This is a genomic window from Actinosynnema sp. ALI-1.44 (assembly GCF_001984155.1).
Taxonomy (GTDB): Bacteria; Actinomycetota; Actinomycetes; order Mycobacteriales; family Pseudonocardiaceae; genus Kibdelosporangium.
In genome coordinates this window covers 140,816-162,648 of the sequence record NZ_MTQO01000035.1, presented here as the reverse complement: position 1 = coordinate 162,648, position 21,833 = coordinate 140,816, and the positions used below count along the sequence as shown (strand labels likewise).

Annotated in this window: 21 protein-coding genes; 17 read left to right on the top strand and 4 right to left on the bottom strand. The window is 67.5% G+C overall.

The window, feature by feature from the left end:
• Positions 1–50: 50 nt before the first annotated feature.
• Genes ALI144C_RS09185 through ALI144C_RS09175 form a run of 3 tightly spaced genes read left to right on the top strand, consistent with a single transcriptional unit; the run spans position 51 to position 2,802 of the window.
• Positions 51–860, top strand: a complete 810-nt coding sequence (locus ALI144C_RS09185; RefSeq protein WP_237774061.1) for a PaaX family transcriptional regulator — start codon at positions 51–53, stop codon at positions 858–860.
• Positions 857–1,645 carry a tryptophan 2,3-dioxygenase gene (locus tag ALI144C_RS09180; RefSeq protein WP_076986586.1) on the top strand — a complete coding sequence of 263 codons (789 nt, stop codon included), beginning with the start codon at positions 857–859 and terminating at the stop codon, positions 1,643–1,645. The genes ALI144C_RS09185 and ALI144C_RS09180 overlap by 4 nt, the downstream gene beginning before the upstream one ends.
• Before the next feature lie 44 nt (positions 1,646–1,689).
• On the top strand, positions 1,690–2,802 hold the full coding sequence (locus tag ALI144C_RS09175) for a kynureninase (protein WP_237774060.1): 1,113 nt from the start codon (positions 1,690–1,692) through the stop codon (positions 2,800–2,802).
• Positions 2,803–2,926: 124 nt separating this feature from the next.
• On the opposite strand, the gene ALI144C_RS09170 is transcribed toward ALI144C_RS09175, so the two are convergent.
• Positions 2,927–4,180 carry a helix-turn-helix domain-containing protein gene (locus ALI144C_RS09170; protein WP_237774059.1) on the bottom strand — a complete coding sequence of 418 codons (1,254 nt, stop codon included), beginning with the start codon at positions 4,178–4,180 and terminating at the stop codon, positions 2,927–2,929.
• A gap of 541 nt (positions 4,181–4,721) precedes the next feature.
• On the opposite strand from ALI144C_RS09170, the gene ALI144C_RS09165 reads away from it, so the two are divergent.
• The 12 genes from ALI144C_RS09165 (at position 4,722) to ALI144C_RS09110 (ending at position 16,525) form a co-directional block, all read left to right on the top strand.
• Positions 4,722–5,777 carry a DUF6801 domain-containing protein gene (locus tag ALI144C_RS09165; RefSeq protein WP_076986583.1) on the top strand — a complete coding sequence of 352 codons (1,056 nt, stop codon included), beginning with the start codon at positions 4,722–4,724 and terminating at the stop codon, positions 5,775–5,777.
• A 92-nt stretch (positions 5,778–5,869) separates the two neighbouring features.
• Entirely contained in the window at positions 5,870–7,264 is a 1,395-nt protein-coding gene (locus ALI144C_RS09160; RefSeq protein WP_076986582.1) for a DUF6801 domain-containing protein, read from the top strand.
• A gap of 3 nt (positions 7,265–7,267) precedes the next feature.
• Complete coding sequence (locus tag ALI144C_RS09155) at positions 7,268–8,056, top strand: MlaE family ABC transporter permease (RefSeq protein ID WP_076986581.1); 789 nt, start codon at positions 7,268–7,270, stop codon at positions 8,054–8,056.
• Positions 8,057–8,058: 2 nt separating this feature from the next.
• On the top strand, positions 8,059–8,871 hold the full coding sequence (locus ALI144C_RS09150; protein WP_076986580.1) for an MlaE family ABC transporter permease: 813 nt from the start codon (positions 8,059–8,061) through the stop codon (positions 8,869–8,871).
• Positions 8,868–10,055, top strand: a complete 1,188-nt coding sequence (locus ALI144C_RS09145) for an MCE family protein (protein ID WP_076986579.1) — start codon at positions 8,868–8,870, stop codon at positions 10,053–10,055. The genes ALI144C_RS09150 and ALI144C_RS09145 overlap by 4 nt, the downstream gene beginning before the upstream one ends.
• Positions 10,052–11,065 carry an MCE family protein gene (locus ALI144C_RS09140; protein ID WP_076986578.1) on the top strand — a complete coding sequence of 338 codons (1,014 nt, stop codon included), beginning with the start codon at positions 10,052–10,054 and terminating at the stop codon, positions 11,063–11,065. The genes ALI144C_RS09145 and ALI144C_RS09140 overlap by 4 nt, the downstream gene beginning before the upstream one ends.
• Positions 11,065–12,075, top strand: coding sequence for an MCE family protein (locus ALI144C_RS09135; protein ID WP_076986577.1), 1,011 nt, complete (start codon positions 11,065–11,067; stop codon positions 12,073–12,075). Before ALI144C_RS09140 ends, ALI144C_RS09135 begins: the two co-directional genes overlap by 1 nt.
• Positions 12,072–13,172, top strand: coding sequence for an MCE family protein (locus ALI144C_RS09130; protein ID WP_076986576.1), 1,101 nt, complete (start codon positions 12,072–12,074; stop codon positions 13,170–13,172). Before ALI144C_RS09135 ends, ALI144C_RS09130 begins: the two co-directional genes overlap by 4 nt.
• The gene (locus ALI144C_RS09125; protein ID WP_076986575.1) at positions 13,172–14,206 is read left to right on the top strand and encodes an MCE family protein; all 1,035 of its coding nucleotides are present in this window, start codon (positions 13,172–13,174) and stop codon (positions 14,204–14,206) included. Before ALI144C_RS09130 ends, ALI144C_RS09125 begins: the two co-directional genes overlap by 1 nt.
• On the top strand, positions 14,206–15,396 hold the full coding sequence (locus ALI144C_RS09120; protein WP_076986574.1) for an MlaD family protein: 1,191 nt from the start codon (positions 14,206–14,208) through the stop codon (positions 15,394–15,396). The genes ALI144C_RS09125 and ALI144C_RS09120 overlap by 1 nt, the downstream gene beginning before the upstream one ends.
• Positions 15,393–15,878 (top strand): hypothetical protein, encoded by a 486-nt coding sequence (locus tag ALI144C_RS09115; protein ID WP_076986573.1) that lies wholly within the window; start codon positions 15,393–15,395, stop codon positions 15,876–15,878. Before ALI144C_RS09120 ends, ALI144C_RS09115 begins: the two co-directional genes overlap by 4 nt.
• A 2-nt stretch (positions 15,879–15,880) precedes the next feature.
• Positions 15,881–16,525 carry a hypothetical protein gene (locus tag ALI144C_RS09110; protein WP_143230522.1) on the top strand — a complete coding sequence of 215 codons (645 nt, stop codon included), beginning with the start codon at positions 15,881–15,883 and terminating at the stop codon, positions 16,523–16,525.
• Positions 16,526–16,595: 70 nt separating this feature from the next.
• On the opposite strand, the gene ALI144C_RS09105 is transcribed toward ALI144C_RS09110, so the two are convergent.
• Complete coding sequence (locus tag ALI144C_RS09105) at positions 16,596–17,183, bottom strand: hypothetical protein (protein ID WP_076986572.1); 588 nt, start codon at positions 17,181–17,183, stop codon at positions 16,596–16,598.
• A gap of 124 nt (positions 17,184–17,307) precedes the next feature.
• Positions 17,308–17,889, bottom strand: coding sequence for a helix-turn-helix domain-containing protein (locus ALI144C_RS09100; protein ID WP_076986571.1), 582 nt, complete (start codon positions 17,887–17,889; stop codon positions 17,308–17,310).
• 78 nt (positions 17,890–17,967) lie between these two features.
• Here ALI144C_RS09100 and ALI144C_RS09095 point away from each other — a divergent pair, with 78 nt between their 5' ends.
• Complete coding sequence (locus ALI144C_RS09095) at positions 17,968–18,891, top strand: NAD(P)/FAD-dependent oxidoreductase (protein WP_076986570.1); 924 nt, start codon at positions 17,968–17,970, stop codon at positions 18,889–18,891.
• Between the two features lie 185 nt (positions 18,892–19,076).
• Positions 19,077–20,633, top strand: coding sequence for an alpha/beta hydrolase (locus tag ALI144C_RS09090; protein WP_076986569.1), 1,557 nt, complete (start codon positions 19,077–19,079; stop codon positions 20,631–20,633).
• On the opposite strand, the gene ALI144C_RS09085 is transcribed toward ALI144C_RS09090, so the two are convergent.
• Positions 20,608–21,825 carry an ROK family transcriptional regulator gene (locus ALI144C_RS09085; protein WP_237774058.1) on the bottom strand — a complete coding sequence of 406 codons (1,218 nt, stop codon included), beginning with the start codon at positions 21,823–21,825 and terminating at the stop codon, positions 20,608–20,610. The two genes, ALI144C_RS09090 and ALI144C_RS09085, sit on opposite strands and share 26 nt — an antisense overlap.
• Between the last annotated feature and the right edge of the window lie 8 nt (positions 21,826–21,833).

Sequence of the window (21,833 nt, the reverse complement as noted above, 5' to 3'; positions counted from 1 at the left end):
CGCGAAACTTTACGGTTGACCGCGCTGATGAGTCAACTATGCTCGGCGACATGCCCGAAGCGCCGCAGGACCTCGTGATGACGCTGCTCGGCGCGCATCTGCGGCCGCGTGACCGCCAGGCGTGGTCCGGCGGTCTGGTCGAGCTGCTCGGCGAGTTCGGGTTCTCCGCGGGCGCGGCGCGGGTGGCGCTGACCAGGCTCGTGCGCAGGCAGCTGCTGGCCAAGGTCAAGGACGGGCGATTGGTGCACTACACCGTCACGCCCCGCAGCGCGGCCGTGTTCGAGGAAGGCGACACCCGGATCTTCGCCCTCGGCGCCGCGCAGCCCCACAAGACACCCCGCAAGACACAGTGGACAGTGCTGTGGCACGCGATTCCCGAGGACGAGAAGGTAGCGCGGACCAGACTCGTCCGCCGGTTGCGCTTCCTCGGTTTCGGGCCGGTGCAGGACGGCACGTGGATCGCGCCGCACGACCGGGAGCGCGAGGTCGCGGACCTGCTGCGTGACCTCGGCGTCGAGCGGTACGCCGGGCTGCTGCTCGGCGGCCCGGCCGCGTCGCTTGACTTCGGCTCGTTCGTGCACCGGGTGTGGGACCTCGACGACCTCGCGGAACGGTATCGCGCATTCGTCGAACAATTCGGCGCCCACGATCCGGATCGCCTGTCCGACCGGGCGGCATTGCTGCTCAGAACACGCGTGACCCACCAGTTCCGGCAGTTTCCATTCGCCGATCCGGAATTGCCACCCGACTTGGTGGCACCGCCCGCTCACCGCGCGGACGCCGTGCGGTTGTTCCACGATCTCTACACCGCGCTCGCCCCCGCGGCGATGCGCCATTTCGACGAGGTGATGAAGCCTTGACCGACAACCACGCCGCACTGACGTACTCTTCCTATTTGGCGCTCGACGAGATACTCGGCGCTCAGCGGCCGCGGTCGGACGAGCACGACGAGATGCTGTTCATCGTCATCCACCAGGTGTACGAACTGTGGTTCAAACAATTGCTGCACGAATTCGCCCGTGCGCAACAGGTCCTGACCAACGGCGAGACCGCGCACGCGCTGCACACCCTGCGCCGGTCGCTGACCATCCTCAAGGTCGTGGTGGCCCAGATCGACGTGCTGGAAACCATGACACCGCGCCAGTTCACCAGCTTCCGGGAGCGGCTCGACGCGTCGAGCGGCTTCCAGTCCGCGCAGTTCCGCGAGGTCGAGGCGGTACTCGGCCGACGGGACGCCCGGGTGTTCCGGCACTACCCGGCGGGGGCGCCGCGCAGCCGGATCGAGGCCGCGATGAACCGACCGTCCCTTTTCGACTCGTTCCTGACCTATCTGGCGCTGCACGACTACGAGGTTCCGGCCAAATCCCTGCATCGTGACGTTTCCGCGCCGCTGGAGCCGTCGCCTGAGCTGCAGCAGGTGCTGTTGCGGGTCTACCAGGACGACGCGGGCGAGGCGCAGATCTGCGAGCGGCTGGTCGATCTGGACGAAGGCGTGCAGGAATGGCGGTATCGACACGTCAAGATGGTGGAGCGCGTGATCGGCCACAAGGTGGGTACCGGTGGCTCGGCCGGAGCGGAGTACTTGAAGACAACACTGTTCACGCCGACGTTTCCCGACCTCTGGGCAGTCCGGAGTGAACTGTGAGTGACAACGGACCGCGCCTTGCGTCGCACTATTCACACTTTCGAGTGACGGAACGGCTGTTGCTGACCGGACACTCTCACCAAGCGTGGCCGGACGTCGCGCTGGACGGGCAGATCGAGGCTTTCCACGACGCGGCACGGGAAGCCGACGAGAAGTGGGGCCGCGCGTTCGCCAAGGCGGACCGGCTGCGCGACGGTTTCCGCCTGTTCCTCGGCGAACCGGGCGCCGCGCTCGCGCTGGGGCAGAACACGCACGAACTGGTACTGCGTTTTCTGTCCAGTCTGGACCTGCGGACCAGGCCGCGACTGATCACATCGGACGGTGAATTCCACACACTCCGCAGGCAGCTCGGCAGGTTGGCCGAAGAGGCGATCGACGTGGTGCCCCTGCCGTCGGCGCCGGCGGACACGCTCGCCGAACGGATGGCCGACGCGCTCGACGAGAAGACCAGCGCCGTGCTCGTCTCGGCCGTCCTGTTCGAGACATCCAGAATCGTGCCAGGACTGGACTTCCTCGCCGACGCCTGCCAGGCAAGGGGCGTCGAGTTGCTTGTGGACGCTTACCACGCGCTGGGGCCTGTCCCGTTCTCGACAGCGAACATACCCCACGCGTGGGTGGTCGGCGGGGGATACAAGTATCTCCAGTTGGGCGAAGGCAACTGCTTCCTGCGGCTGCCGCCGCACGCCGACACGCTGCGACCGGTCATCACGGGCTGGTACGCGGAGTTCGCCGAGCTGGCTGCCCAGCACGGCGGCGGCGTCGGCTACCCGCTCGGCGAGGCCAGGTTCGCCGGATCGACCTACGACCCGACCAGCCACTACCGCGGTGCCAGGGTGTTCGACTTCTTCGCCGAACAGGGCCTGACACCGGACGTACTCCGTCAGGTCGCGCAGCACCAGGTCGGTCTGCTGGCGTCGCTGTTCGACCGGATCGGCGCGCCCGACGACGTCATCACCCGCGACCGCGCGCCACTGGAGAACTTCGGCGGGTTCCTGGCTATGCACACGCCGCATGCGTCACGGCTGCAGGCCGAACTCGCCGCGAAAGGCGTGCTGACCGACAGCCGTGGCGACCACCTCAGGTTCGGCCCGGCGCCCTACCTGTCCGACCAGCAGCTCGAAGCCGCCATGGCGACCCTCGCCGACCTGCTCCGCTAATCCCGCCCCGCCCCGCCCCGCCCCGTGCAACCAATGTGGCCTTCGTTGCACGAGGTGGAACCAATGTGGCCTTGGTTGCGAAATCCGCTACCAATGTGGCCTTCGTTGCACGGGTGGCAGGTGCTCAGTCGGAGCCGAGCAGGCGCATGGCGCGCAGGGAGATCTCCATCCGGAAGCGGTCGTCGGGATCGGTGAGCCGGTCGCCGAACAACGCCTCCAGCTGGTGCAGGCGGTAACGCACCGTCTGCGGGTGCACGTTCAGCCTGCCCGCGATCTCCGGCGCGCTGCCGCTGGTCTCCAACCAGGCCAGCAGCGTCTCGCTCAGCCGCGTCCGCTGCTTCACGGTCAGCCCGGCCAGGGGGCGCAGCGTCCGCTCGGCCAGTTCTCTTGCCAGGAACTCGTCGCTGAGCAGCCACAGCGTGGACAGGTGGTCCTTGCTCCAGAGCACCGGGTCGTCGGGCAGCAGGTCACGGTTGACGAACGTGAGCGCACGCCTGGCCAGTCGCAACGACGTCGGCGCCTCGGACAACGCGACCCGCGGCCCGACGACGGCACGCCAACCGGGAAGGTGCTCACGCAGGGACTGCAGTTGGTCGTTGTCGTCGGCCATCAGCAGGCACGGGTCGGGTGCTTCCAGGTCGTCGAGGACGGATTCGTCGAACGACGGGAGATCGAAGTCGTCGTCGAGCCGCTCCAGTGCGACGGCCACGACGTGGTCCGGCACGGTCCACGCCGCCGACGCGGCGAGCTCGGTGACGGTCTGGGACGATACGGGCGGTTCGGACAGCAGCAGTTCGAGCAGGCGTCTGCGTCTGCGTTCCAGCGCGCCCGCCGCGCGTGCCTGCGCCGAGGCGAAACCTTCCAGCGACAGCACGGAGATCTCGTCGACGTAGTCGAAGACGGCCTCGGCGAGCTGGCAGATCGTCACCGTCGGAAGGTTCACCGACTGGCCGAATTCGGCGATCCGGCGCCACGCCACCCGCGCGCCGATCCGGTAGGCGCTCTGCAGCGTGTCCACACTGCGTCCTTGTGCGACTTCGAGCTTGCCGAGGTGGCGGAACAGCTTCGCGCGGTCCTCGCGCGGCGCGGACGGGTCGGCCAGCCGGTCGATGAACTGGGCGATCGCCTCCTCGACGCCGCCGGTCACGATCGTGCCGAACGGGCCTTCGAGCAGCCGCGCGTACTCCGGGATGGACCGGCGGATCTCCTGCACGATCGAGATGGCCACGTCGTTGGCGCGCGGGCGGAACATGGTCGCCAGCTCGCGGGGCAAAGTGGACCAGACGCGTGTGGGAGCTGCCGCGGTCCGCGGCGGCAGTAAGGAGTCCAGGCGCTGCGGAGGCACGGTCGTTGTCCTTCGGGCACCCGTCTCAGTCACGGCGTCGTCCTTTGAGCGGCAACAGAAACCTGTCGTATCGTCGGTGATATCGCCCAATCTTTATAACTCGCGCACTATATTTTGACGGAACCTTTGCTGTCAACGGCTCACCTGACCCCGTGGCACGTCGTGAAGCCCATTCGACCAGGCCCCCGCTCACTTGTCACCCGCGTGACAAGTTTCGTTCCGGGTGCTGTCCTCCGGTGGACAACCCTGGGCTGAACGGCAGCCGGTGGTCTACTCCACTTCGGCAGGTGCGCAGCGGGGTGACAAGTGGGTCTTGTGATTTCCGCTACGTGGTGACAAGTTTCATGGAGTGGATCAGGTTGTCTGACAACCTCTTGTTACTCGCGAGTCAACCGAAGTAACCTACTCGGCGGTAGGTCTGCCGCGTGAATCAAAGCCACCTGTTCTCGCCGCCCTGTCGGCGGGAGCCCGAGGAGGTAGGTAAATGAGACGCAGTGCCGCCGTTGTTGCCGTCGCTGCTTTGGCTGCTGGTGGGTTCGTAGCCAGCGCACAGGCAGCCACCGCGTTAGGAGAGGTGACCAAGAACCTCACTTACAGATGTGCCTTCCCGCTGGTCGGCCAGCAGGACGTCGCCGCGACAGTGAAGATCACCATTCCGGACTCCGGGACGACCGGCGCCCGAATCGTCAATAGCGACCTCAAGATCACCGCGACCTTGAGTGCGCCTATTGTGAATGCCCTGCGGTCGTTCCAAACCGCCACAACCGAGGGGACCGCAACCGCGGATGTGGACGCCGCTTATGACGGCAAAAACATGACCATCGGAATTCCCGGCCTGAAAATCGCGAAGCAGACCGTGCCGCCTTCCGGCACCATGCCGGTCGACATTCAGGGTCCGACTCCGAGTTTGATCGTTTACAAAGCCGGCACCGTCAGCCTGGCCGCGGGTGCGGTATTCACCGCCAAAGTCGACACTCGCAAGGCGGACGGAACGCCGACCGCTCTCGGCATTCTGAATGTTCCCTGCTCGGTGAAGGCGACCACACCGCCGCAGGACCGTTCACTCGCCTCGGTCCCGGTCACCGGCAGCAATGTCACCCCGCCGTCGACGGGCACCGCCCCGGCGCAGCCGTTCGACAAGACGCTGACCTACAGCTGCACCTTCCCCGAGGTCGGTGCGGTGAACGTCTCCGGCCGGGTCCAGGGCACGATCCCGGCAACAGGAACGGTGAACACCCGCGTGCAGCCGACAGCGAGCATCGCTGCCACGCTGCCCGCGAACGTCGTGGACGCCCTGCGCAACCACGGCGCGGCAACGGTTGGGGGCAAGGCCGTCGCTGACGTCACCAACTCCTACAACGGCACGTCGATCGCCATCGGCATTCCCGGCACGGTTCCGTCCACGAACGTGCCCGCCTCCGGTGAGCTGACTGCCCCCATCTCGCTCAACACCCCCAGTGTCACCGTCGGTGCCGCTGGAACACTCGCCCTCGGTGCCGGTCCGCAGTTGAACGGCACGTTCACCCCGCTCAAGGCCGACGGCACGCCGACCGACCTTGGCACGTTCGACGCACCCTGCACGCTGAACCCCGGCCAGGACGCGGGGCTCGGCGCCATCGTGTTCAGCTGACCAACCCAGCGGCGGCGTGGCCACCGGAGACGAAGTACTCCAGGCCACGCCGCTCAGCCGTAGAAGTTCCGCCGCGCAGCACAGGAGTCACCTTGTCGCACCGAAAACGTGCCGGTCTGGCCGTGATGTTGGCGGCGGTGACGATCGCCGCGCCACCGACAATGGTCACAGCGGCCGGGGGTGACCAGGTCGCTGCGGACACCCGTGTGGTCAAACCGATCCGCGCGACGTGTGACATCGACCCGGTCGGCAACCAGGCGATCACGGCCGAGCTGGCACTGACGCTGCCCGCGTCCGTGCCGACCGGAACGCCGGTGCAGCCGAAGGACGTCAAGCTCAAGGTCACGTTCCCGGCCGAGACGGTCAAGGCGCTCAAGGAGAAACTGGTCTCCTCCCTTGAGGGGATCATGGGCGTTCAGGTCAAGTCCGGTGACAAGGTGCTGGCCGCGACCGGACAGCTACCGGTGACCACGCTGCCCGCCGAGGACGGTGCCGTCGTCGTCGAACAGGTGCTGAAGCCCGGCACCGAGTTCAAGACGGACAAGCCAGGCAAAGTGATCCTCACCCTCGGCGCGCTCGAGATGCTGTTGGTGCGACCCAAGACGCGGGAAGAGGACCCAGGCAAGCCGGTCGCGCCCGCTGGGTGCGCGCTCGACCAGGGACAGGACACCGCACTCGGGACGGTCGTGGTGCTCAACCCGCCCCCGACGACGGTCACCACGTCGAAACCGTCCACTTCGGCCAGCGGGCAGCCCACCGCTCCTGGCGCGTCACCACAAAGCCCGCAGGGCACGCAGAAGCCGACTGTGCGCGGCAAGAAGCCACAGCGCAACGCGGCGGAGGAACCGGAGTTCTGCAAGGACGTTCCGCCCGACGCGTACAACTTCTGGGTCTACTACCCGCTGTCGGGCCGTGCCGACGTGCGCAAGCTCAAGGGCCACATCGACTTCGGGCCGGGCTACCTCAGCTCGCAGCTGTACTTCTGGTGGGAGATGAACGGCGAGGAGATGGTCGACTGCGGCGCCGTGTTCGGCGACCTGGTCTGGCCGCCCGCCCCCGGTTCGTTCGTCACGTTCGGCTTCGTGCCGGTGACCGCAGTCGCCACGGTCATCCCGGTCGGCCGCGCCGAGGGGCGGGTCAAGAACGGCGTCTTCACCGGCGTGGCCAAGACCGACCTCAAGCTCAGCGACACGAAGGTGAACGGCACCCCGCTGCCGGTCGGCGACAGGTGCAAGACCGTCGAGCCCACCGTGATCAACTTGAAGTCCAAGCCGGAGGAGTGGACGATCTTCGACGGCGGCACGATGGAAACCGACATCACCATCCCGCCGTACGACGGCTGCGGAGTGACCGAGGACCTCGACCCGTTGCTCACCGGGATGATCTCCGGTCCGGGCAACCACCTCAAGCTCACGTTCGGCGCGCTGGTCAACTGCGACCCGCCGGACCAGAAATGCGTACCGCCGTCGCAGCAGAGGAGGCGGTAGGTCGTGGCCACACCGCAGTTCGCCACGAAGGGCCTCAACGGTTTGCGTGAGGTCGGCAGGCTCTGCTCGCTCGGCCTGGAAGTGTTCCGGATGACCTTCCGGCGGCCCTTCCAGTTCCGCGAGTTCATCCAGCAGTGCTGGTTCATCATCTCGGTGACGATCCTGCCCGCCGCGCTGGTGGCGATCCCGTTCGGTGGCGTGATCGCGCTGCAGCTGGGCTCGCTGACCAAGCAGATCGGTGCGCAGTCGTTCACCGGATCGGCGAGCGTGCTCGCGGTGATCCAGCAGGCCAGCCCGATCATCACCGCGCTGCTGATCGCGGGTGCGGGCGGCTCGGCGATGTGCGCCGACCTCGGCTCGCGCAAGATCCGCGAGGAGATCGACGCGATGGAGGTGTTGGCCGTCTCGCCGATCCAGCGCCTCGTCGTGCCGCGCGTGTACGCCTCGATCGTGATCTGCGTGCTGCTCAACGGAATGGTCAGCGTGGTCGGTGTGCTCGGCGGCTACTTCTTCAACGTGATCCTGCAGGGCGGGACCCCGGGCGCCTACCTGGCCACGTTCTCCGCGCTGGCGCAGCTGCCGGACCTGTGGATCAGCGAGATCAAGGCGGTGCTGTTCGGGTTCGTCGCCGGTGTCGTCGCCGCCTACCGCGGCCTCAACCCCAAGGGCGGCCCGAAGGGCGTCGGGGACGCGGTCAACCAGGCCGTGGTGATCACGTTCCTGCTGCTGTTCTTCCTCAACTTCGTCCTGACCACCATTTACCTGCAGGTCGTTCCGCGGAAGGGGCTGTAGCGATGGTGATGGAACGCCAGCTCGACCAGTTCGGCAGACTGGGCGACCAGCTCTCCTTCTACACCAAGGCGTTGCTGTGGATCCCGCGCGCCTCCCGGCGCTACCTGCGCGAGATCGTGCGGCTGCTGTCGGAGGTCAGCTTCGGCAGCGGCGCGCTCGCGGTGATCGGCGGCACCATCGGCGTGATGGTCGGCATGTCGGTGTTCACCGGCACGGTCGTCGGCCTCCAGGGTTTCTCCGCGCTCAACCAGGTCGGCACGTCGGCGTTCGCCGGGTTCCTCTCGGCGTACTTCAACACGCGCGAGATCGCGCCACTGGTCGCCGGGCTCGCCCTGTCGGCCACGGTCGGTGCCGGGTTCACCGCGCAGCTGGGCGCGATGCGGATCTCCGAGGAGATCGACGCGCTGGAGACGATGGGCGTGCCGAGCCTGCCGTACCTGGTCACCTGCCGCGTGATCGCCGGGTTCATCGCCATCATCCCGCTGTACGTGATCGGCCTGCTGACCTCGTACCTGGCCGCCCGCACGATCACCGTCGAGTTCTACGAACAGTCGGCTGGTACCTACGACCACTACTTCACGCTGTTCCTGCCGCCGGAAGACGTGCTCTGGTCGTTCCTGAAAGTGATCGTCTTCAGCGTCGCGGTGATCCTGGCGCACTGCTACTACGGCTACCGCGCCACCGGTGGCCCCGCGGGCGTCGGCCTGGCGGTGGGCCGTGCGGTGCGCTGGTCGATCGTGACGATCAGCATCCTGGACTTCTTCCTCAGCCTGGCCATCTGGGGCACCGAGACGACGGTGAGGATCGCGGGATGAGCAAGGAACGCCACCAGCTGACCAGCATGCGCCTGCTGGGGCTGGTCTACGTCGTCATCGTGGCGAGCTTCCTCGCGTTCACGGTGGCGATCTACGCCGACGCGTTCTCCGACGACCCGACCGTCACCCTGCGCACCAGCCAGGTGGGCAACCAGATGTCGGCCGACGCGGACGTGAAACTCCGCGGTATCAACGTCGGCCGGGTCCGCTCGGTGGAAAGCCACGGCGACGGCGCGATCCTGACGCTGACGATGGACCCCGGCACGCTCGACCGCATCCCGGCCAACGTGACCGCGCGGCTGCTGCCGAAGACGCTGTTCGGTGAGCGCTACGTCAGCCTGACCCTGCCGGAACACCCGAGCGGCAAGCTGGCAGGCGGCGATTGGATCAACCACGACAAGTCCGCGGCGGGCGTGGAGATGGAACAGGTTCTCAACAACCTGTTGCCGCTGCTGCAGTCCGTCCGGCCGGAGAAGCTCTCCGAGATGCTCACCGCCCTGTCGCAGGCGTTGGACGGCCGGGGTGACAAGCTCGGCGACACACTCGTCCAAGTAGGACAGTACGTCGGCGAGCTGAACCCGCAGCTGCCGCAGATCAAACAGGACATCAGCAGGTTCGCGTCGGTCGCGGACACCTACGACGCCGCCGCGAGCGACTTCCTGCAGGCGCTGTCGGACTTCACCGTCACCAGCAAGACCATCGTGGACCAACGAACCTCGCTGATCACGCTGTACAAGACGCTGGGCAGCGCGAGCAACGACATGACGAAGTTCCTGACGACCAACAAGAACACCATCATCGAACTGGCCGACGAGAGCAGGGCGACCCTCGAACTGCTGGCCAAGTACGCGCCGCAGTACGCGTGCATGCTGACCGCGGTCGCGGACTTCAAACCGAGAGTGGACAAGGCGTTCGAAGGCGGCGGCCTGCACGTGGACCTGAAGGTCGCGCCCAGCCGCGGCAAGTACGTCTCACCCCGCGACGACCCGAAGTACGGCGACAAGCCCGGTCCGCGCTGCCTCGGGCCCGGCGCGCCCGCGTTCCACCCCGCCGCGCTGGACCCGTTGCCGAACTCGCCCGCCGAACGGGACGCGCTCGGCGTGATGCTCGGCGACGACATGCCCGCGTGGGGCAGCCTGCTGGTCGGCCCGCTGTACCGGGGCGCGGAGGTGACCGTCCGATGAGGAGTCTCGCCGCGCCCTTGGTGAAGGTGATCCTGTTCGCGATCGTCACGGTCGCGTCGACCGGTCTGCTCGGCCTGACCATCGCCAACGTCGACCTGCGGCCGTCCGAGGACTACACGGCCAGGTTCACCGACGTGACCTCGCTGTCGGTCGGTGACGACGTGCGCATCGCCGGTGTCCGCGTCGGCCAGGTGGAGACCATCGACCTGATCGACAGGCGCGTCGCGAAGGTGGCGTTCACCGTCGACGCGCGGCGCAGGCTGCCGGTGTCGGTGACGGCGACCATCAAGTACCGCAACATGATCGGGCAGCGCTACATCTCGCTGGACCGCGGCGTCGGCCCGGTCGGCGGGATCCTCGACCCCGGGTCGGAGATCCCGCTGCAGCGCACCAAACCCGCGCTCGACCTGACGGTGCTGTTCAACGGGTTCAAGCCGCTGTTCCAGGCCCTGTCGCCGGACGACGTCAACAAGCTCTCCCACGAGATCATCCAGGTGCTGCAGGGTGAGGGCGGCACCGTGGAGAACCTGCTGCGGCACACGGCGTCGCTCACGTCGACGCTGGCGGAGAAGGACCAAGTGATCGGTGAGGTGATCGGCAACCTCAACCAGGTGCTGGACACCGTGAACGAGCACAGCGACGAACTCGGCGGCCTGATCACCACCCTGCAGCAGTTCGTCACCGGGTTCGCCAAGGACCGCCAGCCGATCGGCGAGGCGATCAGTTCGCTCGACGAACTGGCGGGTGCGACCGCGGGCCTGCTCGAAGAGGGCCGGGCACCGCTCAAGGACAGCATGACCGCGCTCGGGCAGGTGGCCAAGAACCTGGCGGACAACGAGAAAACCGTGGACCAGGCGCTGCGGAACCTGCCGGTGAAGATGGAGACGATCGGCCGGGCGTTCAGCTACGGCTCGTGGCTGAACACGTTCCTGTGTTCGGCGCAGACCGGGACACCGCTGCCGATGCCGATGGCCGCGGGCATTCCTGTGACCCAGCCGAGGTGCAAGTGATGAGGTCATTCCAGGAGCGAAACCAGGCGGTCGTCGGCGCGGTCAGCATCGTGGTGCTCAGCCTGATCGGGCTGACCGCGTTCTACTCCGACGACCTGCCGATCATCGGCGGCGGCCGGACGTACACCGCGCAGTTCACCGAGGCGGCCGGGCTGATCTCCGGTACCGAGGTGCGCGCGGCGGGCGTGAAGATCGGCACGGTCAAGGAAGTGGACCTGGAAGGCGACCACATCAAGGTGCGGTTCCGCGTCAAGGACGCGTGGATCGGCGACAAGAGCACGGTGGCGATCCGGATCAAGACCCTGCTCGGCTCGAAGTACCTCGCGGTCGACCCGCTCGGCGACGCCGAGCAGGACCCGGACAAGCCGATCCCGATCGGCCGAACGGCATCGCCGTACGACATCAACCAGGTCTTCGACCAGCTCGCCAACACCGTCACCGAGATCGACACGAACAAGCTCGCCGAATCGCTCGGGGTGCTCGCGGACACGTTCCAGGACTCGCCGCAGGAGATCCGGTCGGCGTTGCAGGGCCTGTCGGCGCTGTCGAAGACGATCTCCACGCGTGACCAGGAACTGGCCAAGCTGTTCGCCAACACCCACGAGATCAGCAAGGTCTTCGCCGACCGGGACCAGCAGGTGGAGAAGCTGCTCGAGGACGGCGAACTGCTGCTCGGCGAGATCAGGAAACGGCGTGACTCGATCAGCTCGCTGCTGGCCGGGACGCGGGAACTGGCCGCGCAGCTGTCCGGCCTGGTCGCCGACAACACCGCGACCCTGCGTCCCGCGCTGGAACAGCTGGACCGCGTCAACACGATCCTGCAACGCAACCAGGACAACCTGAACCGGAGCCTGCAGATGGCCGGCCCGTACTACCGGCTGCTCGGCAACGCGGGCGGCAACGGCAGGTGGCTGGACATGTACGTGTGCGGCCTGGTCGCGCCGGTCGGCTCGCCGCCGGACACCGATCCGACCAACGGGAACTGCATTCCGCCGAAGGGGTCGAAATGACACGGGGACTGCGGGCTCTGACCATCATCTCGGTGGTCGCGCTGGTGCTGACGGCGGTGACCTACCTCGTCTTCCGGCCCTCCGGCGGGACGAAGATCACCGCGTACTTCAACACGGCCGTCGGGCTCTACGAAGGCTCGACCGTGCGGGTACTCGGGATCCCGGTCGGCACGGTCGACGAGGTCACCCCGGCGGGCAAGCAGGTGCGGGTGGAGATGTCGGTCGACTCCGACCGGGCGGTCCCCGCGAACGCGTCCGCCGTCGTGGTGGCGCCCAGCCTGGTCAGCGACCGGTTCGTGCAGCTCGCGCCCGCGTACGCAGGTGGTGCGCGGATGCAGTCCGGCACGGTGATTCCGGTCGAACGGACCATTACCCCGGTCGAGTTGGACGAGCTCTACAAGAGCCTCAGCAAGTTGTCGACCGCTCTCGGCCCGGACGGCGCCAACGCCAAGGGCGACCTGTCCAGGCTGCTCGACGTGATGGCCGCGAACACCAAGGGCAACGGCGCGCTGATCGGTGACACGATCAAACAGTTCGCCGAGGCGTCACGGACCCTGGCCGGTGCCAAGGACCAGCTCTTCGGCACGGTCGACGGCCTGCAGAAGTTCACGACCATGCTGGCGCGCAACGACTCCACGGTGGTCAAGTTCACCAACCAGCTGCGGGACGTCTCGGCGTCGCTGGCCGCCGACCGGGCCGACCTCGGTGGCGCGTTGTCGGAGCTCGCTGCGGCGCTCGAGCAGGTGCGCGGGTTCATCAAGGACAACCGGGCCGCGCTGAAGTCCAACGTGGACAAACTGACCGGGATCACGAAGGTGCTCGTCGACCAGCGCAAGTCGCTGGCCGAGGCGATCGACGTGGCCCCGAACGCGGTGATGAACCTGTCCAACGCGGTCAACCCGCAGACCGGTGCGCTGGAAACACGCACACTCCTGCTGGAGTACTACGACCCCGGTTCGATGGTCGCGTGCAACGTCGCACCTGTGACTGGTGCGAACTCGCAGAAGTGCCTTGAGCTCAAACCCGGTGCACAGAGCGACGGGCCGGCGCTCCCGCTGCCCGCGATGGGCCAGCAGTACAGTGCTGGAGGCAAGTGATGCGCGCTTTCGTTCTGGCGGCGGTGCTCCTGCTGGTGGCCGGGTGTGGCGCGGGCGGGTTCAACGGCGTCTACAACCTGCCGCTGCCCGGTGGCGCCGACCTCGGCGACCACCCGTACCGCGTGCGAGTGCAGTTCGCCGACGTGCTGGACCTGGTGCCGCAGTCCGGCGTGAAGGTCAACGACGTCCCGGTCGGCCGGGTCGACGCGATCGACGTCGGCGGGGACGGCTGGACCGCCGAGGTCGTCCTGCTGGTCAACGGTGACGTGGCGCTGCCCGCCAACGCGTTGGCCGCGGTCCGCCAGTCGAGCTTGCTCGGTGAGAAGTTCGTGGAACTGCGCGCGCCGGCCACACCGACCGGCAGGCTCGCCGACGACGCCCTCATCCCGGTGGACCGCACCAACCGCAACGCCGAGATCGAAGAGGTCTTCGGTGCGTTGTCGATGCTGCTCAACGGCGGCGGTGTCGGCCAGTTCCAGCAGATCGCCCGTGAGGTCAACAACGCGCTGGACGGCAACGAGCAGGGCCTGCGCGGCCTGCTGTCCGACATGGACACGTTCGTCGGCGAGCTCGACAACCACCGCACCGAGATCACCAGGGCGCTGACCAGCCTCAACCGGCTCGCCTCGACGGTGGCGGCGCAACGCGGCCGGATCACCGGGGTGCTGACCGACCTCGGCCCGGGTATCTCGGTGCTCAGCCAGCAACGGGAACAGCTCGTCGGCCTGCTGAAGTCGCTGGACACCCTGTCGAAGGTGGCTGTGGACACGGTGAACAAGTCCAAGGACGACATCGTCGCGGACTTCAAGGCGCTCGCCCCCACGCTGCGGGCGCTGGCGTCGGCGGGGGAGAAGCTGCCGCAGTCGTTCGAACTGCTGCTGACCTACCCGTTCACCGACAAGGCCGCGCAGGCCGTCAAAGGCGACTACCTGAACGTGTTCATCGAACTGTCCCCGGTCGTCAACGATCCCGAGGCACCGGCCGTGCCGCTGCGGCCCATGGATCCGCCCGTCGGCACGCCAGGAGGCCGCTGATGCTCAGTCGTCGGATCAAGATCCAGGTGGCGATCTTCATCGTGATCGCACTGGTCGGCGTGAGCTACGTCGGCGCCAGCTACGCCGGGCTGGACCAGGTGTTCGGCGGGCGCGGGATGGCCGTCACCGCGAGGATGCCGGAGTCCGGCGGGCTGTTCACCAACTCCGAGGTCACCTACCGGGGTGTGCGGGTCGGGCGGGTCGGGCCGATGCGGCTGACCGACGACGGCATCGAGGCGGAGCTGCGGATGGATCCCGGTGCCCCCGACATCCCCGCCGACCTGGTCGCGGTCGTGGCCAACCGGTCGGCTGTCGGTGAGCAGTACATGGACCTCAGACCCCGTCGCGACGACGGTCCCTACCTGCGCGAGGGTTCCGTGATCACCGGGGTGCACCTGCCGATGCCCGTGCAGACCGTGCTGTCCGATCTGGACGGTCTGATCAAGTCGGTGCCGATCGAGTCGTTGCAGACCGTGGTCGACGAGCTCAGCGACGCGTTCCGCGGCCGTGGCAGCGACCTGCAGGCGTTGCTGGACAACCAGAGCGAGTTCGTCAAGACGGCGGTGCAGTACATGCCGCAGACCAAGGACCTGATCACCGACAGCGGTACCGTCCTGCTCACCCAGGAGCAGCTGTCGTCGTCGATCACGGGGTTCAGCGAGGACGCCAGGCTGCTGGCCGGTCAGCTCAAGAAGTCCGACGGCGACCTGCGCAGCCTGATCAAGGCGACGCCGGGGGTGTCGGCGGAGGTCACCGGGCTGCTCAGGGAGTCGGGCACCGAACTCGGCGTGGTGCTGGCCAACCTGCTCACGCCCGCGCAGATCTTCGCCAGCCGCGGCCCCGCCTTCGAGCAGTTGCTGGCCAGCTACCCGAAGGCGGTGGCCGACGGCTACCGCATCATCGGCCCGAACGGTGAGGGAAACACGACACTGGTGCTGAACTTCTACGACCCGCCGCCGTGCCGCAAGGGCTACGAGAGCACGACCTACCGTCCAGGCAAGGACACCAGTTACGCGCCGTTCAACACGAACGCCCATTGCGCGCTGCCGTACGGCAATCCGAGCTCAGTCCGTGGGTCGCAGAACGCGCCCAAGGGCGGACCGGTGCCCGACCCGGCGCCGATGGTCGCGCTCAGCCCCGCTCCGCAGGGCCCGTCAACACTCACCCAGGTCCTCGGAGGTGGCCGGTGAAGGTCTTCACAATCGTCCTCGTCGCTGTCGCGGCCGTGTTCGCGGGCTGGTCCGGCTGGATGTGGCTGCGCTCGGCCAACGCCGCCGACGCATACGCCGACACCCGCCAGGAGGTGTTGCGGGTCGGCGAGCAGGGCATCGCCAACCTGACCACTTTGGACTACCAGAAGATCGACGAGGGCCTCGACCGCTGGCTGGAGTCGTCGACCGGCACGTTGCGCGACAGCCTGTTGCAGAGCCGCGACGACAGCCGCAAACGGCTCGAGGACGGCAAGTCCACCACCGTCGGCAAGGTCGTCGACGCGGCGGTCACCGACGTCGACACCGACAACGCCCAGGTCATCGCCGCCGTGGAGATCACCGTCACGCCGCAGGGCGGTGAGGCCGCGGTCCGGCGCAACCGGTTCGAGGCCGGACTGAGCCGGACCGGGTCCGGCTGGAAACTCAGCTCGCTGCGGGCAGTGGAAGTGGGTACGCAATGAGCGTGAAGCAGCAGAAGCCGACCCGCCGGGTCAAGGTCGCCGGGCACAACCGCAGGTCACCGGCCAAGCCCGCGGACGCCGCCGTCGAGGTCGAGCCGACCGCGCCCGAGGCGCAGACCGACGACACCGACCTGCTCGACGGCGATGTCGACGAGGTCGACGAGCCCGCACCGCCGCGCCCGAAGTACCCGCTGGTGCTGGTCGTCGTCGCGGCCGTGCTCGCCGGTGTCGGGGTGTTCTTCGTGGTGAAGTCCTCGTCGACCGAGCCCGGCGTGGACACCCAGGCGATGACCGAGGTGAACGGCCAGGTCAAGGCGGGGCTGGAGAAGATCTTCTCGTTCAGCTACGACAAGGTCGACCCGAACGTCGCCAAGGACGTGCTGGCGGGATCGGCGGTCGGCGAGTACGACAAGCTGATCGAGCAGGTCCGCAAGGACGCCCCGGCCCAGAAGCTGGTGCTGGCCACGCGGGTCACGACCACCGGCGTGAAGTCGCTCGACGGTGACCGCGCCGAGTTGCTGGTGTTCCTCGACCAGGTCGCCACCCGTGTCGACACCGGAAAGACCAACGGCTCGGCCGCGGCGCTGAGCGTTACTGCGGAAAAGCAGAACGGCGCCTGGCGCATCATTTCCCTCACCCCCCGCTGAACTGGCTTCGGTAGTAAATGCCTCGCCGACGTCGTCGGGGGAACGTCGGCGAGGCATTTTCCGCACCCATTTACCACTTGATGGCAAGGGTGAGCTGCAGTGTGTTGTCCGGGCCGGGGATGAGGCCGTTCAGCATGAGTGTCGAAAGACCGCAGTCGGTGAATTCCGGAATCGTGTAGGGCTTGGCGATCAGGTCGCCGCCTTCCAGCGGGTTGAACTCGGGTGCCGAGTCCAGCGTGATGGACGCCGGTTTCGACGTGTGGCAGTTGTCGCCGACGAACATCGGCAGGCCGACCGCCTTGACGTCGCTGAGCTTGATCGTGACGTTGGTGTGCGCTTTGACCACACCGTCGACGAGCGTGCCGGTCACCTTGCCGACCTGCTGGAACGTCACGGTCGCCGTGGTCGGGAAGATCCCGAGGATCTTGAACTCGCCCTTGGCAGGCGGCAGTTGCATGTCCGCGGTGAAGTTGCCGGTCGCGCCCTCCAGATCCACGACCAGGCCGCCGGGGCCTAACGGCAGCGACGAGTTCAGTTTCTTGATGGTCGAACTGCCCTTGGTGATGTCGTACGTGAAGACGGGGTCGGCCGCGGCTGTACCAGCACCGAGCAGCGTGGCGGTCAGTGCGATCGCACCGATGAGGACGGGTCTGAGCATAGGTCGATCTCCCTTGCCGAAAATCGCACTCCTCGGGGTTCGTCAAATCAACCTACTCGTGAGTACATTATCGCCACAAGGTGGACGGGACCACGTATTCGAAATTGTCACGACGGTGAGCGTTCTACTGCTTTGGCCTGGCGCGCACATGCATTTTCTCACCTTGCTTGCCGAACACGCTGAGTATCTCGACCGGATGGCCGTCCGCGCTGCCGAACCAGTGCGGCAGCCGCGTGTCGAACTCGACCACCTCGCCGGGCTTGAGCACGATGTCCTTGTCCGCGAGCAGCATCCGGACGTTCCCGGACAGCACGTACATCCACTCGTAGCCCTCGTGTGTGACCTGCTTGGGCTCGCGGTTGCGGTCGAGGATCATCTTGAACGCCTGCAACCCGCCCGGTTGCCTGGTCAACGGCAGGACAGTGGCGTAGTTGCCGTCGTGCTGCCTGATTCGGCGCGGCTTGAGCCGCACCCTCGGGTCGCCGACCTCCGGCGCGCCGACGAGTTCGTCCAGCGGCACCTGGTGCGCCTGTGCGATCGGCAGCAGCAGTTCGAGGGTGGGCTTGCGCTGGCCGGACTCCAGCCGGGACAAGGTGCTCTTGGAGATCCCGGTGGTCTCGGCGAGATCGCCGAGGGTGATCCCGCGCTCGGTGCGGATGTGTTTGAGGCGCGGTCCGACGTCGGCGAGCGTCCTGGCGAGGTCCATGCGTCCAGTGTGGGCGACCTGTTGCCAAAATGGCAACGAAAGTTGTCAGTTCGACGCGCGGCTCGGCAACCTCGAGTCATGACCACCACTACTCATGACGTTGTCGTTGTCGGGGCCGGCGTGGCCGGTCTCTCCGCCGCACTCGTGCTGACCAGGGCCCGCCGCTCGGTCGTCGTCGTCGACTCCGGCCAGCCGCGCAACGCCCCCGCTGCGCACTCGCACGGTTACCTGACCAGAGACGGTGTCCCACCGGGCGAACTCCTCGTCGAAGGCCGGAAGGAGGTGGAGGGCTACGGAGGCGAGTTCATCTCCGGTGAGGTCACAGCGGTCCACCGTGGGTTCACTGTGGACCTCGCCGACGGCACGAGCCTCAAGGCGCGCAGCGTGATCGTGGCCACCGGGCTGCGCGACGAACTGCCGGACATCCCCGGTCTGGCGCAGCGGTGGGGCAAGGACGTCATCGCGTGCCCCTACTGCCACGGCTACGAGTTCGCCGACCGGCCGATCGGCGTGCTGCACGACCCGCACCACGCCTTGCTGCTGCGCCAGTGGTCGTCGGACATCGTGTTCTTCGCGGGCACCTCGGACGTCCCGGAACGCGCCAAGCTGGCGGCCCGCGGCATCCGGATCGTCGAGGAGGCCGTGCGCGGCCTGGTGATCGAGGACGACCGGCTGCGTGGCGTCGAGTTGGCGGACGGTCGTTGTGTGGAAAGGGAAGCGGTGTTCCTGCGGCCGAAGTTCGTGCCGAGGGACGAGTTCCTGAAGCCACTGGGCTACGACCCCGCGCTGACCGATGCCGTCGGCCGGACCAACGTCCCCGGCCTGTGGGTGGCTGGCAACGTCGGCAACCCGATGGCCAACCTGATCAGCTCGGCCGGTGAGGGCTCGACGGCGGCGGCGATGGCCAACTTCGACCTCGTCCAAGCGGACGTGGACCAGGCCATGCCGTTCTCACATGAGATGGAACGCCAGGCGCACGACATGCGCCACCCCCACCTATAACACCTGTCTTGGCAACCAATGTGGCCTTCGTTGCCAAAAACGCAACGAAGGCCACATTGGTTGCACCCCACCCAGCGGGTATGACAGAGGGTCGTCCGCGCGAAGGATGTGACGCCACCGACGGAGGCAATAGGTTCCCTCGTGAGGCGGGGCCCACACCGGGGTCCCGCCACGAGGGGAGAACGATGCGAAGATCATTTCTGGTGGTCGCCGCAGCGGCGATGCTGGCCGGACTGGTCGCGCCACAGGCGACCGCCGCGCCCGAGCCGACCAGTGACCTCGTGTGGGGCAAGTGCCCGCCGCCCCTGTCAGGTCTGCCGGACGACCCGAGGATGAGCTGTGCGACGCTGAAGGTGCCGGTGGACTACCGCGACCCGAAGGGCCGCACGATCGACGTGATGGTCTCGAAACTGCCGACGGCCAAGCCAGGCCTGCGGCGTGGGGTGCTGATGCACAACGCGGGCGGGCCGGGCGGACCGAGCCTGCACCTGCCCGCGGCCTACGTGCACCTGTACCCGCAGGACGTGCTCGACCGCTACGACCTGGTCAGCATCGACCCGCGCGGTGTGGGTTACAGCGCGCCGGTCACCTGCGGCCGCACCATGGCGGGGTACCCGGCCGACCGGTACTTCCCGGTTCCCGCGGCGGACGGGTCGATCGACCGGAACGTGGAGTTCGCCAAGGGCCTCGCCCGCGACTGCCTGGCCAACGGCGGGTCGAACCTGCGGCACATGACCACCGCGAACACCGCGCGTGACATGGACCGGTTCCGGATCGCGTTGGGGGAGAAGAAGATCTCCTACAACAGCGGGTCGTACGGCAGCTACCTCGGTGCTGTCTACGCCACGCTGTTCGCCGAGCGGACCGACCGGGTCATCATCGACTCCAATGTGGACCCGAACCGCGTCTGGCACGACCAGTGGGCGTTGTGGGACCTCGCCTTCGAGGTGCGGTTCCCCGACGTGGCCAAGTGGCTGGCCGAGCGCGACGACACGCTCCACCTGGGCGCGACACCGGCCGACATCCGCAAGAAGTTCTTCGAGCTGGTGGCCAAGCTGAACGAGAAACCGGTGATCCACCCGCAGGTCGGGCCGATCAGCGGTGACGTCTTCCGCGTCGCCGTGTTCGGGTGGTCCTACCACACCCTGCAGTTCCCGCTGCAGGCCGAACTGTGGCTCCTCGCGGACCGCGGTGTGGTGCCGACCAGCGGTGCCGTGCCGCAGTCGGTGGTAGCGGCGCCGTCGTCCACACCGGCTGTCCCGGAAGACAACCTGCGGGCGTCGCAACTGGCAGTGCTCTGCAACGACGCCAGCTGGCCACGGGACCCGAAGCACTACCAACGGGAAGTCGCGGTCAACCGCAAGCTGTTCCCGCTGTGGAACGGGACGGGCACGAACATCTGGCCGTGCGCGTTCTGGCCCGACCCGGTCGAACCGCCGGTGAAGGTCACCGGCAAGGGACCGGCCAATGTCCTGATCGTGCAGACCCTGCGTGACCCGGCCACGCCGTACATCGGCGCGCTCGGCATGCGCAGCGCGTTCGGGAAGCGGGCCAAGATGGTCACGGTCAGCACGGGCAACCACGGCGCGTACGACACGACAACACCGTCATGCGCGGTCCGCGCGGTGAACGACTACCTGGCGACAGGTGCCTTGCCCGCGCGGGACACGTTCTGCGACCCGGACCCGGTGCCCCCGAACACGGCCACCGGCAAGGTCAGCCCACTGATCCCGATCCGGTAGCGGCGAAGGCGTGATCGGTCGCCGACCATGCGGCGCCGATCACGCCTGCCTGGTCGCCCAGTTCGGACAGCACGATCGGCAAGTTCCCCGTGGCCAGCGGCAAGGACCGGCGGTAGACCGCGCTGCGGACCTCGGCCAGCAGCTGGTGCCCCAGCCGGGAGACACCGCCGCCGATCACCACCATGCCCGGGTTGAGGAAGCTGACCAGCGACGCGACCACGTGACCGAGGCGCCTGCCGCCCTCCCTGACCAGGTTGGCCGCGGCGAAGTCCCCGGCGCTGGCGGCACCGGCCACGTCCAACGCGGTCAGCTCGCCCTGCCGGGACAGCAGTTCGGCGAGGTACGTCGAGCGGCCACTGCGGGCGAGCGTCAACGCGTCACGCGCCAGCGCCGCACCACCGAAGTACGCCTCAAGACAGCCGACCTCGCCACACGCGCACGCCGGGCCGTAGTCGTCCAATTTGATGTGTCCGATGTCGCCTGCCGTCCCGGCCACACCCCGGTACACCCGCCCGCCGAGCACGATGCCGCAACCGATCCCCGTACCGACCTTCACGAAGATCAGCTCGTTCAACGACCGCGCGACGCCCGCGTGCCGCTCGCCGAGAGCCATCACGTTCACGTCGTTGTCGACCGTGACCGGGCACCCCCACGCCCCGGCCAACCTGTCCCGTACCGGGAACCGGTCCCAGCCCGGCATGATCGGCGGCGCGACGGGCATGCCGTCGCGGAAGCTCACCGGACCGGGCAGGCCGACGCCCGCGCCGATGACCCGCCCGGTGACCTCCGCGAGGACCTTGCCGGACAACTGGGTCAGCCGTTCGAGCACCGACACCGGGCCCTTGCGGATGTCGTAGTCCTCCACGACGTGCGCCAGTACCTCGCAGCGCGCGTCCGTGACAGCGACACCGATCGACGTCGCCCCGATGTCCGCGGACAGAAAACGCAGGTCGTCGGCGAGTTTCACGAGCGTGGACCGCCTGCCGCCCCGGCTGGCCGCCGGACCGCCCGACTCCACCAGGTTCCACTCGAACAGCTTCGCGATCTCGGTCGCCAGCCGCGCACGGGGAAGCTCCAGCCGCTCGCCCAGTTCGACTTTGGCCAGCGGACCCTCGTCCCGCAGCAGCGCGAGCAACTGGGACTGCTGCCTGGTCTCGACCCGGGGGATGGCGGCTGCGGCTTGCACGGTCACCCTTACAT